This is a genomic window from Clostridium beijerinckii (assembly GCF_018223745.1).
GTDB classification, from domain to species: Bacteria; Bacillota; Clostridia; order Clostridiales; family Clostridiaceae; genus Clostridium; species Clostridium beijerinckii.
Genome location: NZ_CP073653.1, coordinates 586,033 through 602,411, shown reverse-complemented (window position 1 = coordinate 602,411; position 16,379 = coordinate 586,033). Strand labels below are relative to the sequence as shown.

The following is a 16,379-nucleotide window of genomic DNA, read 5'->3' as shown; positions in this document are numbered from 1 at the left end:
TTCTTGTCAGTTCTTTGTCAAACATCTTAATCATTTCTTAATATATTGTTAAAAGAAAATAACGGATAAATTAATAGTATTAAACGATATAAATCTGTCCCAATAAACTCAAAATATTAGGCAGCATGTGAGCTAATTTAACCGAAAAAAACTAGTATGCTCTATACTAGTTTTTTCAAATCTTTTGCATTACATAATAAAAAATCACACTCTTATTTATAAACAATGTGATACGTTAGCGTGATATTTACCTTAAATATGTACATTGGGAAATCAGTTTTCCAAAACTCTTCTGACTGATTGTATTAATCTTTCATTTCTAAATGGTTTAACAATGAAATCTTTGGCTCCAGTTTTTATCGCTTTGATAACGATATCTCCTTGTCCCATCGCAGAACATATAATCACCTTTGCATTGGGATTAATCTCCATAATTGATGATAGTGCACTAATTCCATCCATTACAGGCATTGTAATATCCATTAGTATTAAATCAGGATTTAATTTCTTATATTTTTCAATCAACACTTCTCCATTTTCTGCCTCATCAACTACTTGATATCCCTCTTTTTCTAAGGAATTCTTTAAAGTAACTCTCATAAATCTAGCATCATCACAAATTAAAATTTTGTCATTCATTTCATTTTCCTCCTATTCATTTCAAATAGGCAAAGACTTGCAACTGGCTGCCATCCTTTCAAAAGGAAAAGGCCCTCTAGCTTTGCGTCACAGTTTTTCAACTGCTTTGCCAATTCAATATTAAATTTAACATTAAATTTATCGTACTTTTAAATAAAAACTTTATTTTGATTATCTAACGTTTATTGTTAATGTAATATTGTTAAACTTCCATAGATTATTATCCTAATTAGCATTTATCTACTTTTTATACAATTATTATCGTTACATTTCACTAAGTTTTAAACTTTTCATAATAATTCTTTTTCTTAATATACTCAGCAATAAGCTATATTTTTTACTCCTTAATTGAAGTGCGAAGAATTATCTATTACTATTTAGAATTATTTGATGTTAGCCTCCATATAATTAAAAGAAACCTCTTGAATGTTATTTGTTTCTCATTTAGTTACTCTCCATTCATAATCTTTTTTTGTTTTAACCTATTCACTAGCCCCTTTACTTTAGGGGCTATTTTGTTTTAAGATAAAGTAATACTTATCTATATCAAAATATGTAAAAAACTAAATCCTCTAACTATATGAATCTACAGTCAGAGGATTTTTAATTAATTATATTTAGAAAAATCTCTTAGTACTTAATAAAGCATACTCTTACAACAACTATCCAAGTCCACAATTCTACTTATCTTCGTTTAGCTAAAAAATTATGATTAACTTATATTGCTAGTAAGCTTTTTCGTCTAATTCCAAGCCATAGAGCAATTCCTATCAGACATGAGAGTCCTTCTGTAGCTGTCATGGCCCAAATAACGCCGTTAACAGCAAATATTAAGTTTCCTACAATCAAAATAGGAATAAATAAAACACCTCTTACAGCGGCCATAACGTTTGATTGTACACCAGCTCCTTGAGCTTGGAAAATTCCAGTAAAAAATTCACATAGGGCAGCAAATATAGTTGATGAAAGTTGGGCTATAAGAGTTATTTCACCAATAGCAATAACCTCTGGGTCAATACTGAAAAGGCCAATAATCTGTAGCCTGAATATACTTATAACTGCTCCTATAACTAATGTTAAACCTAGAATATACAATATTGTTTTTTTAACAATTTCCATGAGACGCTTTTGATTATTAGCAGAATAAGCAAATGCAATTAGTGGTACAACTCCCATTGCAAATCCCATACCAATACAATCTACAATTTGAACAACTCTTTGTGCAACTCCAAATCCAGCCACAACATTATCTCCATAAATCATGGAATAATTATTGAAAAGCAGACCTATAATGACCATAAAACCACTAAGTAACAAAGCTGAAACTCCAACCTTAAAAATTTCACCATAAATTTTTTTACTTGGTTTAAAGTACTTAATTGACAAACTCTGAACAGTACTCTTCTTTTGCAAATAATATATAAAATACGAAATGGAAACTATATTACCACAAACAGAGGCTAACGCTGATCCCATAACATTCATATTAAGAACGAAAATGAATAAAGGATTAAGTATTATATTAACTATAATACCTCCTATAGTACCAGTCATAGAAACAGTTGATGCTCCCTCCGCACGCACAGCTGATTCAAGCGCCATATTAACAATAATAACTGGAGCACCAATAACAAGTATCATAATAAAATTTCTTGTGTGTTGTAATGTTTCACCACTTGCTCCTAAAAGCGGCAAAATAGAAGATAAAAAAGGCAAACATATCATCATAAAAATAATACCCATAAGCATTGATGACCAAAAGTTAATTGAACTAACTTTTTTGGTATCATCTGTATTGCCCTCACCTAAAAGTCTCGATATATATGTTCCTGAACCTACTCCAAACATTTGTCCAAGTGCCATTAATACTGATGAAAATGGTAGTGCCAGCATCACTGCCGCCATCATTGCAGTATTATTAAGCTTACCTATAAAAAAAGCATCGATGATATTATAGACAACTGAAGTTATACTACTTAGTATCATAGGAATAGCCATGTGTATTATTGCTTTTGTAACAGGTGCCTTTTCAAGATAGTAGAGTGATTTTTCATCTATATTTTCTGTGTTTTCCATAAAAAAACTCCTTTCGCATTGTATTTAAGTAATAAAATTTGCCTTAACAATAATATTATTTCTAAAGCCCGTTTGGCTTCTACAAAACATAGTATATGTCTGAAATTTAAACTAAACTTAAATGGAACTTAAACTCAATGTAAACAAAAAATTACAGTCTGTTAATTCAGACTGTAATACTGAACATATTTAGCTTCTATTTGGGCATTATCAAAAAATAACAAGTCAATCTGCCTGAATATTAGGACTTGTTATTTTCTTTCATATACCTTAGGCAGCCAAATAATAAATTCTGTACCTTTTCCAATTTCGCTTGTAAGAGATATTTTCCCTCCATGTAAGTCAATGATCTTTTTTACTATTGAAAGTCCAAGTCCGTTTCCACCCAAAGAACGATTACGAGCTTTATCTGCTTTATAAAACCTCTCGAAAATTCGCGGTTGATCTTCCGATGAAATACCTATACCTGTATCGGAGATTTTACATTCGATCCCGTCTTCATCGTTATATAAGTTAACACCTATATTTCCGTTTTCTGGCGTGAATTTAATAGCATTATTAAGCAAATTTATAAATACCTGACTTAATAAATCTTCATCTCCGCATATCATAGTTTCTTCAAGAGAAATATCGAGTGTTATATTTTTTGCCGACCACTGTGGCTCTAACATAAGTAAAACACTTTCAATTTGCTTGTTTATTTGATAGTTCTTTAAGCTTAAATTATTGTCTTCTGATTCTAAATTAGACAATCTTAATAGATTTTCGCTTAACTTTGATAATCGTTTACTTTCAGTTTCTATTATGCTGGCATAATGTGATATCTGATCATGGCTTAAATTTCCTTTCTTTAATAGCGCAGCAAACCCTGATATAGAAGTTAATGGTGACTGTATTTCATGTGACACATCTGATATAAAATCTTGGCGTAGTTTTTCTAAAGACCCCAGCTCTTTTGCCATTCTATTGACATTGTCTGCTACCTCATTAAAAGGATCGAGTTCATTTGTTTTAACAAGCACATTGAAGTCACCAGAGGCTATCTTATTCATAGCTTCAACAGCTCCGCTTAATATTGGAAAATGTGAAATATCAAATTTTTTATGTTTATTAGCGAAGTGCCAGTGCATATATATAAATGCTTTCCAACCTAGAAAATATATCACAATAGAAGCTAAACTTTGGACGATAAATAGTATATGCAAAGGAATATATTCTAATTCACCGAAAATAAATATGAAAATATAGTATCCACTAGCAAGGCCAAGTAATGTTGTAATAAAAATTAGTATTAGTGAAAAAAAATACCTGTTTCTCATTACTTTACTTCCTCCAATCTGTAGCCAAGTCCCCGAATTGTAGTAATTTTGAACTTGTAAATATCAGACTGAAATCTCTCTCTAAGACGATTTATATGAACATCAAGAGTTCGTTCGTTTCCTTCAAAATCAAGGCCCCAGACCTCTTCTATGAGCCTGTCACGAGAAAGGGTTTTACCAGGATAACTTCCAAGCATAAATAAAAGTTCAAATTCCTTCATTGGTATATCGAATTGGTCATTGTTACTAATGACTGTATAACTACTTTTATCCATAACTAAATTACCAATATTAATACTCCGTGAAGCAGCTACTTTATAGCGTCTCAAAAGCGCTTTTATTCTAACAAGCAACTCATCAATCTCGAATGGTTTTGTTAAGTAATCATCTGTACCAAGTTCAAATCCCTTTACTTTTTGGGAAAGCTCACTTTTGGCGGTCAGCATTAAAATTGGCATATCCTCATAATATCTGCGTGCTTGTTTACAAAATTCATATCCATCCATTTGAGGCATCATAATATCAAGCACACAAAGATCAATTTTTTCCTCCCCAAGTTTTTCTAATGCATCCCTTCCATTTACGGCCTCAGCAACAGAAAATCCTTCATCTTTTAATACTGTACAAATAAGCTCTCGTATATAATAATCATCATCTATAACTAAAATTTTATTCAAATCTATCACCTTCCTCTTTTGAGTGTAGAATATAAATGTAAATACAATATAAATTGATTTGTTTTTTAGTTTATTATTTTTATATTAAATTACCACCCATCTAAAACAATGGGTGGCAAATAGCTTTCATATAAGATTTTGAAACATTGAAATTACTTTATTGCTTAATTAGCCTAACAACAGTTTCAGCGTGAGGCGTATTAGGAAACATATCCTTCACCTTAGTTTTTATAACTTTGTATCCCTTTTCCGTAAGCACTCTAAGATCATTAACTAATGTCTTTGGATTGCAGGAAACGTATATTATCTCTGGTGCATTAAATTTAATTACATAATCCAAAGCCTTAGGATGGACTCCAGTTCTTGGTGGATCTAATATTATTATATCTGGCTTAACCTTTACTGTTTTTATTATTTCTGCTACATCACCAGCTATAAATTCACAATTATTTAATCCATTTAATTTAGCATTTTCTCTTGCAGCTTCAACTGCTTCTTCAATAAGTTCTATTCCTATTACTTTCTTTGCATTTGGAGCTACTATTTGCCCTATTGTTCCTGTACCACAATAGAGATCAAATACAATTTTTTCTTCACTATCTCCCATAAACTCTTTAACAATAGAATATAGGCTTTCTGCACCTTTTGTATTGGTTTGAAAGAATGAAAACGGAGAAATATTAAATTGTAATCCTAGTAATGTTTCTCTAATATAATCTTTTCCAAATAACACATTTACCTTTTCTGGTATTACTGCATCTGATTTCGAATTATTTTCAGTATGGATTATAGATACTAAATTTCCTTTATAACTTTGTTCTCTTAGCAATTTAACATATTCGCTTAAATCAAAATCTATCTGAGTAGTAGTAACTAAATTAACTAATATCTCGCCAGTATTTTGAGCTTTTCTTATCACTAAGTGTCTTAAATAGCCTTCAGCTTTCATTATTCTATAATAAGGCAAATCTTTCTCTCTAAAGTAATCAGCAGTCAATCTAATAATTTTTCTATAATCCTCATCAACAAGTTTACATTCATCTACAGTTAATATTCCAAAGGATTTTCCTCTCATATGCATACCTAATGAAAGTGGCTCTCCCTTGGCTTCATCACCAAATGTAAATTCCATCTTATTTCTATATTCCCATTGGTTAGGGCTTCCTTGAATGCCTAAATACTCTCCTGTGTCAACATTTGCTTCTCTAAATAATTCTTTAACTTCTTCGCTTAAAAATTCTAATTGCTTTTCATATGGTATACTTTGTGATGAACATCCTCCACAAACTCCAAAATGAGAACATGGAGTTTCAATCTCATAATCAGCTCGTTCATCTACACTTATTAATTTTAACTCCGCATAGTCTTCTTTCTTCCTTTTTACCCTACCTGTAACTGTTTGACCCGGAAAAGCATTCTTAACATATATAGTCTTATCTTCTGCATAACCTATTCCTGTCGATGGAAATTGTAACTTTTCTATTTTAACGCTTAAATCGCTTCCTTTTTTCATCATATACTCCTAAGTACTTATATTTTAAAATTTTATCTCTAATAAAAATTAAGAATATAAAAAGTAATTTTTATATTCTTTAAATTATAATAGTAAATTCAGTTTATAAATTAATTCATATTTAATATCTTTTTCCCAAAAGTATTTTCTAGTTTACTCTTTTCCATTATTGGGCCATAAATACAATTTATAATAAAATATATCATTCCTCCTGCTAAAATTATAGATCCATTATCCCTTACGAACATGTATCCACATAATTTTAAAATTATATCACACAATAGCACTAATAAAGCTGAACAAGCAATCATTAATAACTGATCAAGTGCGTTAGCTAATATAATTTTAGAAGAAGATTGTTTATCTGATTCTTCATCGCTAGTTATTAAACTTTCAACCTCTTTATTAACATTGTTATCTGTTTCTTCTTCAGTATCCGAAATCTTTTTAATTTCGTTTTCTTCCACTTCATCGTTTATTTCATTTTCATTTAAGTTATCTTTTTCCAAGAAATTTTCCCCCTTGTAATCTACTTCATACTCATTTCACCATCAGCAAATTTGTACTTCTTTGTAGATAATTTATATATTATACACGTTTTGGTAGCTAAGATTTCTTCCTTTAAGCCATCAATTGTGTTATTAATCTGAACTTGGTTTTCACCACTTTTTAGTTTATCAATTATTTGTTTATTTATGTCTGAATAATCTCTACCTTCTTGGTCTGTAAATGCTTCTATGTACTTTTTAAAAGATGTCTTTCCTAAGTCAAAATTATTATTTTTTATTGCATTCTCACCATCAAAATTCAAACTCAACTTTAGACTTATATCACCAGTCTCTAAATTATCACCATATGTTTTCATTCCAAAATACATACTTTCAATTTTATTTACTTCTGGCTTTTGATTGTCAAAATATATGGAATTATCATTTACAGATTCATCTTTTTCTTTTCTTGTTTTCTCATCTTTTGTATATTTTACCCCTAAATCCTTGGTTATATTCTCCATCTTTGATAATTTATCTTTAAATAACTTTTGTGTTTGATCTAATGTATAATTTTTTGCCCATTTCCCCTCTAAACTGTCATCATTAGAGTTTGTGCTACTTTCCGTTGTTGTGTCCGTTTTCTTTGTTGAACTATCTGTAGCATTTTTACACCCAGCTAACGATGCTGCAACTATTATGCTCATAAGTATACTTATAACCTTTTTAGACACTAAATTTTCCCCCTTATTTAAATTAGATGTTATTTTTATGTCTAACTAATATACGGCAAATGAATAATACAATTTTACCATCAGTGTATTACAACTATGTGTCAATATTATACCTTTTTTCTTACCTAAATAATATTATGTTCTCTTTTCTAGACTGCTTTTACATTCATTTAATATAATTAGTTTTGATATACCACTGTTTATTATATATTTTTTTACTCTTTCATGCAATTATTATAACGTTAACAAGTATTAATGTAATATATTTGTAAGTTGTTCAAATTTCAATTTGTTCCTTTATTCGCTCAAACATGTTATCTCCTATTCCAGATACATTTTTTATTTCCTCAATTGATTTAAATCCACCGCTTTTTTCTCTATATTCAATTATGCCTTTTGCTTTTGAATCACCTATGCCATTTAATGTCTTTAATTGGTCTAATGTTGCACTATTTAAATTAATTTTTTTATTTGAAATATCTTTATTACTAGAATTTGAATTTACAGTTTGGATTTCCTTGTTTTCATCATTTTTATTTGAAATATAAATCAATTCATGATCTTGCAACTTTTTTGCTCTATTTATATTACTTAAATCTGCATTTTCAGTAAGCCCACCTGATATGTCTATGAGATCCTTTACTATTGAGTCTTCACTCATTGTATAAACATCTGGCTTTTTTACTTCTCCTTTTATTTCTACAACTATGTTCTTATTTTTAGCTACAACTATTTGTTTCTTGCTATCCTTATTATTTGATTTATTATTATTTTTAACATTAACTGATTCATCATTTGATGTATCAGCCTCAATACTATCATCTACAAAGATACTTTCAGTATCATTTTTCTTCAGCTCTTTAAACCCAGATTTCACATATAATCCTATAAGTACAATTACCACAATAAATAGCATACTTAATATGCCGATTTTTTTCTTATCTTTTAAGAACTCTTGTACCACTTCTTTTTCTCCTTTATAATTTCTCCTTAATTATTATTTCCACTTTTTTATTATTTAGACTCTTATTGGAATCTATTTGAACTTTGTATAGCGTAAATTCTTTTTTTTTGATAAAATGTATTTTGAGTACTATTAAAAATATTTAATATAAGTATGGAGAATTTTATGAAAAGAATTTTTAAAACATTTAATATATTATTCTTGTTTCTATTTTGCTTTACCTATAGTAGTGTGCAAGCAGAAACACAGCCTCCACAGATTAACGCTGAGGGTTGCGCTTTAATTGATGCATCTACTGGACAAGTGTTATATGGGAAAAATGAAGAAAAAGTTTTAGAGCCTGCTTCAACTACTAAGGTTATGACTGCAATTATAGCTTTAGAAAAGTGTAAACTAGATGATGAAGTGACAGTTCAAGAAGATTTCACCAAAATAGATGGAACTGCTGTTGGTTTATTAAAAGGTGATGTAGTAACTGTTCGCGATTTGCTTTTAGGGCTTCTTTTGGAATCAGGAAACGATTGTGCAAATGCTTTAGCTGATCACATATCAGGAAGCACAGAAGCATTTTCTAAACTTATGAATGAAAAAGCAAAAGAACTGGGAGCTTTACACACAAACTTTAAAAATCCAAGTGGATTACCAGATCCAGAACATACAACTACTGCTCACGATTTAGCGTTATTTTTAAGAGAAGCTATAAATAATAAAGATTACGTTCAACTATCTACCACACCAAATTACACAATAACGCTTAAGAATAATCCTTCAAAAACTATTGTACTTAACAATAAAAATTATATGATAAATAAGAATTCTAGATATTATTACCCTTTTGCTCTTTGCGGTAAAAATGGTTATACAACAAAATCAAATCATACTTACGTAGCTGCTGCAGAAAAGAACGGACATGTTCTTGTAGCTTCATTTTTAAATGCGCTTGACAAAGATCAAAACTTTCATGATATGCAAGCAGTCTTAAATTACGGCTTTGATAATTATTCTTTAGTTCACCTTTACAAAAAAGGCGATGAAGTTTCACAGTATAAAATAACTAACAATCTTACAATACCTGTTATTGCCTCAAAAGATATTGATTATGATGTTCCTAAGGGTCAGGAAGATTCAGTATCTTCTGAAATAAAAATACAGGATCAGGATTTAAGCAAACAATCATTTAATGAAGGTGATAATATACTAAAAGGTACTGTTTATGTCAATGACAAAGAATATACAACTATGGATTTAGCTGCTGGAACATCTAGAAAGTATGAATTTCCCCTTTCTATTAATTCATTGTCAAACAATGCAAATTCAGAACTCTATATAGGATCTGTCGCTATTGTTTTAGCAGGAGTATTTGGATTAAGGAAGCTTATAAATATAAAATTAAAGAAATAAAAATAAAGGAAGCAACAGATGACTTCCTTTATTTTTATTTAAATATATATTAATTATAAAAATTTACTTTGCATTTAAATATCCACAAGCTTTCAAATATTCAGCTGAAAGAACTCCGCCACCTGCTGCACCTCTTAATGTATTATGAGAAAGACACACAAATTTGTAATCAAATATCTTATCTTCTCGTAATCTTCCCATGGATATTCCCATTCCATTTTCATAATTTCTATCTAAATTAGTTTGAGGTCTATTATTCTCTGTGAAGTATTTCAAAAATTTCTTTGGAGCATTTGGAAGCCCTAGAACTATTTCTGGAACTTTGAAGTTTTCCCATCTACTAATTATCTCTTCCTTCGAAGGTTTGTTCTTAAAACTAACATAAACTGCTGCCAAATGTCCATTTGCTACAGGTACTCTTATACATTGAGTTGTAATAATCGGACTATTAGCATTTATAATTTTACCCGATTCTATTTGTCCCCATATTTTTAGTGGTTCCTTCTCACTTTTCTCTTCTTCACCATCAATAAATGGTATCACGTTATCAATAATTTCAGGACACTCATTAAAAGTTTTACCTGCTCCGGAAATGGCTTGATAGGTGCATGCTAGAATATTTTTAGGCTTGTATTCCATAAGGGCACTTATTGGGGGAACATAACTCTGAATTGAGCAATTAGGCTTTACTGCTATAAATCCTCTTTTAGTTCCTAAACGTTTCTTTTGGCTTTCAATAATCTGTGCATGTACTCCATTTATCTCTGGAATTAACATCGGTACATCATCCACATTTCTATTGGCTGAATTATTTGAAATAACTGGTGTTTCATGTTTCGCATAATCTTCTTCAAGTAACTTAGTTTGTTCCTTATTTAGAGAAATTGCACAAAATACGAAATCTACCATACCAGAGATTTCTTCAACTTTAAATGCATCCTTAACTACCATATCCTTATATTTTTCAGGTAATGGTGTTGTCATCTTCCATCTATTAGCTATTGCCTCTTTATAAGTTACTCCTGCTGAATTTTTACTTGCCGCTAGCACTGTAACTTCAAACCAAGGATGATTTTCTAATAAGCATAAAAACCTTTGTCCAACCATTCCTGTGGCACCTATTATACCAACCTTCAACTTATCTCCCATTAAAACCACCTCTTAAAATTAATTTTGCTTATCTATTATAAGTATGATATCATTTATGCATATATTAGTAAAATTGATAATTTCTATTAACATAATCAATTATTTTGATGGAGATGATTATATGGACTTTAAACAACTTAATGCTTTCTTAACGATAAGTAAACTTCAAAGTTTTACTAAAGCAGCCGATAACCTGGGCTATGCTCAATCTAGTATAACGACACAAATTAAGCTTTTGGAAAGTGAGCTTGGTGTAAAACTTTTTGAAAGAATAGGTAAAAACATAACTTTAACACATGAAGGAAAGAAACTTTTGCCATATGCAAAACAAATATTAAAACTATCAAGTGATGTAAAAAATGCTGTACTTAATACTGACGTTCCAAGTGGTACATTAACAATTGGTGCTGCTGAATCTTTATGTGTATTAAGACTTCCTGAAATCCTTAAAGAATACAAAAAGCTATATCCTGAAGTGGACATCTCTTTAAAATTTGGAAATTGTGCTGAATTTAAATATTTCTTAAATGATAATATTATTGATGTAGCATTTTCATTAGGTGTAAAAATTAATTCAGCAGAATTTATATCAGAAATCGAAATTCCAGAGCCAATGTTGCTTTTAGCATATCCAGGCCATCCCCTTATAAATAAAAAAGAAGTATTTCCAAAAGATATCGAGTCAGAACCACTTATATTAACAGAAATGGGATGTAGCTACAGAGCTACATTAGAAAATATATTAAACAGTTGCAATATAAAGCCAAATGTAGCTATAGAAACAGGAAGTGTTCAAGCTATTAAACAATTTACAATGAGTGGTCTTGGAATAACCTTACTTCCAAAGGTTGCTGTTGATGATGAAATAAATAGTGGTAAACTTGTTCCTCTAAATTGGGAAGGTCCTGACTTCGGAATAATATCTCAAGTACTTTATCACAAAAACAAATGGATTTCTCCTGCTCTAAAAGAATTCTTAAATTTATCAAGAAGTTTTATGGAATCATACTTACAATAGAATAATTCAAAAGTTCAAGCAACTTATTAAATTAGATGCTTGAGCTTTTTACATTGTTATTTATCATATTAAATTTATTTCAATTTACTAATTAAGTCTTTCATATCATCTGGAAGTTCTGCTCTTAATGAAAGTATTTCTCCACTCCTTGGAGATTTAAAATCTAATCCAAATGCATGGAGAGCCTGCCTTTTTATTAAATCTTCTTCATCCCCATCTCCATATAATGTATCACCGTAAATAGGATGACCCAAGTGACTCAAATGCACTCTAATTTGATGGGTTCTTCCAGTCTCAAGTTTGCATTCTACTAAACTTGATTCATTGTATTCTTCAACAACTTTATAGTGGGTTATGCTCCTTTGGCCTCTCTCATCAATAACTCTCCTAATGCCATTTTCAATTCCTTCAGGTTTATATATTGGTAGATCAATTGTCCCCTGTTTTTCTTTCATAATTCCATGAACTAATGCTAAATATTTTTTTTCTACCTTATTTTCACTCATTTCTTTAGATAGCATTCCATGAGAAAACTGATTTTTAGCAATTATAATAAGACCTGATGTATTCATATCTAATCTAGAAACTAATCTAACTATACAATTTTGACCGCTCTCCATAAAATAATTTATTACTCCATTTGCAAGAGTCCCACTTTGATAACTTTTAGTTGGATGCACCACCATAAAAGGTTTCTTGTTGACTACTAAAATATCTTCATCTTCATAAACTATATCTATATCCATTTTTTCTGGAGCTATATCCTGACTTTCATCTTTAGCCAGATCAATTTTAATAATTTCTCCCTCATTTAGAACTCTATTCATTTTTACAACTTCATCATTAACAAATATTCTTTTACCAAGAGATGCACTTCTAATTAATCTTGTTGATAATCCAAGTTCCACTTTCAAATATTCTCTTATTTTAGTGCCCTTCTCTATGTTAACAACCTGCTTTTCTAAAATACTCATATAATTTATCTTCTCCTCATATAGTATAATTTAGGAATATGTCAAATTGATGATGCACAATAACGATAATACTCCTTCTAATATCTTTGTATTTTTACTAACCATATACATCTATTAAGTTTATGTGCATCACTATACTAGAAATAAGCAACATACATTGAGCCACCACAAAACTCTAATTCACTTTACTTACCAAAGGTTTCAAAATCCTTACCTAAAATTATAATCACATCGTAATCTTTATATTCTTTCTTGTTCTCTTTTTCATCATTTTCTTTTATGTTTAAATCCTGTTTAATAGTCTTTAATTTATCAGCATCATTACTAAGTATTTCACTTTTATCACTAAGTTCAGTATTGCCAGTATCAACTTTTGTATACCCAGCATCATTTAATTCCTTTGCTACTTTTGCCGCCAATCCATTAATCTTTGTGGCATTTAAAACCTTAATTCTTATATCATCTTTTGCTGCTCCTTCTGCTGATTTATTAGATGCAGAAGATGAAGTAAGTGATGATAATATATCTTTATTTTCAATTTTATCAACTATTAAAAATGACTCTCCATTTATAGTTTTTGGTGTTCCACTTACAGTTGCCATTGTTACATTTTCCTTTTTTATACCAATAAATTTAAACCCATATCCTAAAATATCAGTTGGTGACAGATTAGTTTCTACATTATCTCCTAATGCTGTCATTATTTTAGGTGCTCTAAATATTACAAAAGGACTTGTACATTTTTCAATAACCTTAGAAATAAATTTTTGTTGATTTTCTATTCTATCTAAATCTCCATTAGCAAGTCCACTTCCATCATTATTTTTTCTCCACCTAAAAAATTCCTCTGCTTTCTTACCATCTAGAGTTACAGTTTCACCGGCTTTAAAATTTATATGAAGATTCTGACCTTCATCATCATAAATCATATTTCTATCGATTTTCATTTCAATTCCTCCGATAGCATCAATGATTTCACGAAAAGCATTGTAATCAACTTTAACTATATAATTTATATTTATATTCAGTAGATTTTCAACTTCTGATTTTATCTTCGGATATCCACCAATTGCATAAGCTGAATTTATTTTAACATTTCTATCATTTATACTTATTAGTGTATCTCTTGGAACAGACACAATACGAATACTTTTTGTTTGAGGATTATAATTAGCTACAATTATTGTATCCGTTCTCTTTATTGATTGATTATTTACCTGCTTCGGATCTCCTATATCCATACCAAGTAACAAGATATTTACTGGCTGATTAAATGATACACTTGCACCACTTGGCATTGACTTGCTCTCAACCTTCATTAAAGCATAAACCCCAGATACCATTGATACTATAACAAAAGTTATTATAAGAGATATAATACCTAAAACTAACTTTTCAAATACTGTTGTAGAATCATTATCCTTTTTAAAAATTTTTGAGAATGCTGTATCTCTCTTTTTATTAGTTTTCCTTCTCATGCACCCACCTCTTATAAATTTTCTTTACTTAATATAATATACATTAAGTAACCTCTCTAATCTCATTAAATAAGTCGAAATTTCTATTTATATCAATACTTATAATTTAAATTCAGGATTAAATAGAAAATAATTTCGTGCCTTTATAGTATTTTCATCAATTAATAAGTTCTTAGCCAATAATATTTTTATGCTACTAGTCAAACCAAAATAGACTCCTTTATCCAAGTTATCAAATGTAGCTCTTCTTATCTCATCAACCCCATCAAAATTTCTTCCAGGTTCTATCATATCTGCTATATAAATAATCTTTGTTAAAGTGGACATATCCTCTTTACCTGTAGTATGCCATCTTATGGCATCCAGTATTTCATCGTCATCAATTCCAAGTTTATCTTTTGCCTCTATTGGTGCAACAATACTGTGCCATAAATTCATATTCTTTTCTTCTATCTCAGAGATAATAACATTATTTTCTTTCATCATTTCTCTCATTTTATCTATAGATAAATTTTTAGCAACATCATGAGCAAGACCTGCAATTTCAGCCTTCTTTTCTGAAACTCCATTTAGTTTTGCTAACCTCTTTGCTGTGTCTGCAACCCCTAAAGTATGCATATAACGCTTTTCTAATAAATTAGATTTAAGATACAAATTCATTTCTTCTATGGATAACAATATAACTTCCTCCTAAAATTAAATATATTTCTAAATGAATCAACTTATATTTCTATAAGTCACCAGAGCATTAGCTTTATGAAATTCTATCTATATAGTCTATTTTTATAGATAATATCCGAAACTCTCTCTGGCACAAAAAAATCTATTCTCTTATTTTCATGTACTCTATTTCTTATATCAGTTGATGATATTTCAAGTTCTTTCAAATCTAAAACAATTATTTTTCCATTATACTTTTCTTCTATCATATGTTTCCTATTTATCATATCACTTTTGTTTATTCCTCCTCTTGAGAACACCACAAGAGTTGCTAGTGAAAAGATTTTTTTTACTTCTTTCCACTTTTCCATGCTAAACAAACAATCTGCTCCGGTTATAAAAAACAATTCATTATCTTTATCTCTATCACTAATCTTATTTTTGAAATACTCTAATGTTTCATGAGTAAAACTAAGTCCGCCCTTCTCTATTTCATAATCTGATACAGAAAACTCGCTAAAGTGCTCTATTGCTGCTTTAACCATACTATACCTTAATCCAGGATCTGTAATTATATTATTGGCCTTAAGCGGCTGTATTCCTGCCGGCATAAAGATCACTTCATCTAAGCTTAATTTTTCTTTAGCTTCATAGGCTATATATAAATGCGCATTATGAATAGGGTCAAAAGTACCACCTATTATACCAAAGCGTTTCATAAGATTTCCTCCAAAAGTAATATACTTATTATAATCATATTAAAAATTCCTTTTTTATTATATCATGAAGTAAACTTAAATATTATTTTTAATATCTTAATTTTTATAAAAAAAGAAGCTTCTATAAAAGCAGCTTCTCTATTAATTATTTCCTATATATAATTATTTATTAGGTAATTCAATTTTTCTCTTTTTCAAATTGCTAGATTGTTTATATAAAACTATCTTATTACCTATTGCTTGAATTCCTTCACATTTTGCAGCTTTACATATCATATCAGAAGTTTCTCTTGTTTCTAAACCACTGTTCTCTAAAACTTTTATTTTAATTAATTCTCGAGCTTCTAATGCTTGTGAAACTTGTATTAAAAAGTTTTCCTCAACACCATTTTTACCTATTTGAAATATTGGTGAAATATCATTAGCTAATCCTCTTAAATAAGCTCTTTGTTTTCCTGTTAACATATTATTTATTCCTCCTAAAATTTTTCAACATATTTGTTGCATTAATTATCCCTGGGGGTTATTTTTCAACTTATAACTTAAATTTCACTGCACTCAATTATAAGG

Annotated in this window: 16 protein-coding genes and 1 riboswitch; of the genes, 2 read left to right on the top strand and 14 right to left on the bottom strand. The window is 29.6% G+C overall.

The window, feature by feature from the left end; genetic code table 11:
* Positions 1-273: 273 nt before the first annotated feature.
* From KEC93_RS02925 to KEC93_RS02890, 8 genes are all read right to left on the bottom strand, one after another.
* A complete protein-coding gene (locus KEC93_RS02925) occupies positions 274-639 on the bottom strand; it encodes a response regulator (protein ID WP_077867729.1) in 366 nt (121 codons plus the stop codon).
* 35 nt (positions 640-674) lie between these two features.
* Positions 675-760: riboswitch (cyclic di-GMP riboswitch) on the bottom strand.
* Positions 761-1,356: 596 nt separating this feature from the next.
* Positions 1,357-2,715 (bottom strand): MATE family efflux transporter, encoded by a 1,359-nt coding sequence (locus KEC93_RS02920; protein WP_077304188.1) that lies wholly within the window; start codon positions 2,713-2,715, stop codon positions 1,357-1,359.
* A gap of 251 nt (positions 2,716-2,966) precedes the next feature.
* Entirely contained in the window at positions 2,967-4,034 is a 1,068-nt protein-coding gene (locus tag KEC93_RS02915) for a sensor histidine kinase (RefSeq protein WP_077304185.1), read from the bottom strand.
* Positions 4,034-4,711 carry a response regulator transcription factor gene (locus tag KEC93_RS02910; RefSeq protein ID WP_077304182.1) on the bottom strand — a complete coding sequence of 226 codons (678 nt, stop codon included), beginning with the start codon at positions 4,709-4,711 and terminating at the stop codon, positions 4,034-4,036. The genes KEC93_RS02915 and KEC93_RS02910 overlap by 1 nt, the downstream gene beginning before the upstream one ends.
* Before the next feature lie 157 nt (positions 4,712-4,868).
* Complete coding sequence (gene rlmD, locus KEC93_RS02905) at positions 4,869-6,224, bottom strand: 23S rRNA (uracil(1939)-C(5))-methyltransferase RlmD (protein WP_077867728.1); 1,356 nt, start codon at positions 6,222-6,224, stop codon at positions 4,869-4,871.
* Positions 6,225-6,334: 110 nt separating this feature from the next.
* Entirely contained in the window at positions 6,335-6,733 is a 399-nt protein-coding gene (locus KEC93_RS02900; protein ID WP_065415998.1) for an RDD family protein, read from the bottom strand.
* 20 nt (positions 6,734-6,753) lie between these two features.
* Positions 6,754-7,446 (bottom strand): hypothetical protein, encoded by a 693-nt coding sequence (locus KEC93_RS02895; RefSeq protein WP_017209722.1) that lies wholly within the window; start codon positions 7,444-7,446, stop codon positions 6,754-6,756.
* Positions 7,447-7,723: 277 nt separating this feature from the next.
* Positions 7,724-8,410 (bottom strand): helix-hairpin-helix domain-containing protein, encoded by a 687-nt coding sequence (locus tag KEC93_RS02890; RefSeq protein ID WP_039770309.1) that lies wholly within the window; start codon positions 8,408-8,410, stop codon positions 7,724-7,726.
* A gap of 165 nt (positions 8,411-8,575) precedes the next feature.
* Between KEC93_RS02890 and KEC93_RS02885 the strand changes: the two genes are divergently transcribed.
* Positions 8,576-9,811, top strand: a complete 1,236-nt coding sequence (locus tag KEC93_RS02885; protein ID WP_077867727.1) for a D-alanyl-D-alanine carboxypeptidase family protein — start codon at positions 8,576-8,578, stop codon at positions 9,809-9,811.
* A 63-nt stretch (positions 9,812-9,874) separates the two neighbouring features.
* Here KEC93_RS02885 and asd read toward each other — a convergent pair whose 3' ends face one another.
* On the bottom strand, positions 9,875-10,960 hold the full coding sequence (asd, locus tag KEC93_RS02880; RefSeq protein WP_077867726.1) for an aspartate-semialdehyde dehydrogenase: 1,086 nt from the start codon (positions 10,958-10,960) through the stop codon (positions 9,875-9,877).
* Between the two features lie 121 nt (positions 10,961-11,081).
* On the opposite strand from asd, the gene KEC93_RS02875 reads away from it, so the two are divergent.
* Positions 11,082-11,978 carry a LysR family transcriptional regulator gene (locus KEC93_RS02875; protein WP_023973709.1) on the top strand — a complete coding sequence of 299 codons (897 nt, stop codon included), beginning with the start codon at positions 11,082-11,084 and terminating at the stop codon, positions 11,976-11,978.
* A gap of 74 nt (positions 11,979-12,052) precedes the next feature.
* Here the strand turns inward: KEC93_RS02875 and KEC93_RS02870 are convergent, their stop codons facing one another.
* The 5 genes from KEC93_RS02870 to yhbY form a co-directional block, all read right to left on the bottom strand.
* On the bottom strand, positions 12,053-12,952 hold the full coding sequence (locus tag KEC93_RS02870; RefSeq protein ID WP_023973710.1) for an RluA family pseudouridine synthase: 900 nt from the start codon (positions 12,950-12,952) through the stop codon (positions 12,053-12,055).
* 185 nt (positions 12,953-13,137) lie between these two features.
* Positions 13,138-14,430: an LCP family protein gene (locus tag KEC93_RS02865; protein ID WP_077867725.1), complete on the bottom strand. Its 1,293-nt coding sequence runs from the start codon at positions 14,428-14,430 to the stop codon at positions 13,138-13,140.
* 99 nt (positions 14,431-14,529) lie between these two features.
* Positions 14,530-15,108: a bis(5'-nucleosyl)-tetraphosphatase (symmetrical) YqeK gene (gene yqeK / locus KEC93_RS02860; protein ID WP_041893953.1), complete on the bottom strand. Its 579-nt coding sequence runs from the start codon at positions 15,106-15,108 to the stop codon at positions 14,530-14,532.
* An 86-nt stretch (positions 15,109-15,194) separates the two neighbouring features.
* Positions 15,195-15,809, bottom strand: a complete 615-nt coding sequence (gene nadD / locus KEC93_RS02855; protein WP_011967862.1) for a nicotinate-nucleotide adenylyltransferase — start codon at positions 15,807-15,809, stop codon at positions 15,195-15,197.
* A 162-nt stretch (positions 15,810-15,971) separates the two neighbouring features.
* On the bottom strand, positions 15,972-16,274 hold the full coding sequence (gene yhbY, locus KEC93_RS02850; protein ID WP_077867724.1) for a ribosome assembly RNA-binding protein YhbY: 303 nt from the start codon (positions 16,272-16,274) through the stop codon (positions 15,972-15,974).
* Positions 16,275-16,379 lie beyond the last annotated feature (105 nt).

What these genes read in the sequence shown, in the direction of transcription:
- KEC93_RS02925 (WP_077867729.1), bottom strand. Translation starts at nt 639, where the DNA reads ATGAATGACAAAATTTTAATTTGTGATGATGCTAGATTTATGAGAGTT.
- KEC93_RS02920 (WP_077304188.1), bottom strand. Translation starts at nt 2,715, where the DNA reads ATGGAAAACACAGAAAATATAGATGAAAAATCACTCTACTATCTTGAA.
- KEC93_RS02915 (WP_077304185.1), bottom strand. Translation starts at nt 4,034, where the DNA reads ATGAGAAACAGGTATTTTTTTTCACTAATACTAATTTTTATTACAACA.
- rlmD (WP_077867728.1), bottom strand. Translation starts at nt 6,224, where the DNA reads ATGAAAAAAGGAAGCGATTTAAGCGTTAAAATAGAAAAGTTACAATTT.
- KEC93_RS02885 (WP_077867727.1), top strand. Translation starts at nt 8,576, where the DNA reads ATGAAAAGAATTTTTAAAACATTTAATATATTATTCTTGTTTCTATTT.
- asd (WP_077867726.1), bottom strand. Translation starts at nt 10,960, where the DNA reads ATGGGAGATAAGTTGAAGGTTGGTATAATAGGTGCCACAGGAATGGTT.
- KEC93_RS02875 (WP_023973709.1), top strand. Translation starts at nt 11,082, where the DNA reads ATGGACTTTAAACAACTTAATGCTTTCTTAACGATAAGTAAACTTCAA.
- KEC93_RS02870 (WP_023973710.1), bottom strand. Translation starts at nt 12,952, where the DNA reads ATGAGTATTTTAGAAAAGCAGGTTGTTAACATAGAGAAGGGCACTAAA.
- KEC93_RS02865 (WP_077867725.1), bottom strand. Translation starts at nt 14,430, where the DNA reads ATGAGAAGGAAAACTAATAAAAAGAGAGATACAGCATTCTCAAAAATT.
- nadD (WP_011967862.1), bottom strand. Translation starts at nt 15,809, where the DNA reads ATGAAACGCTTTGGTATAATAGGTGGTACTTTTGACCCTATTCATAAT.
- yhbY (WP_077867724.1), bottom strand. Translation starts at nt 16,274, where the DNA reads ATGTTAACAGGAAAACAAAGAGCTTATTTAAGAGGATTAGCTAATGAT.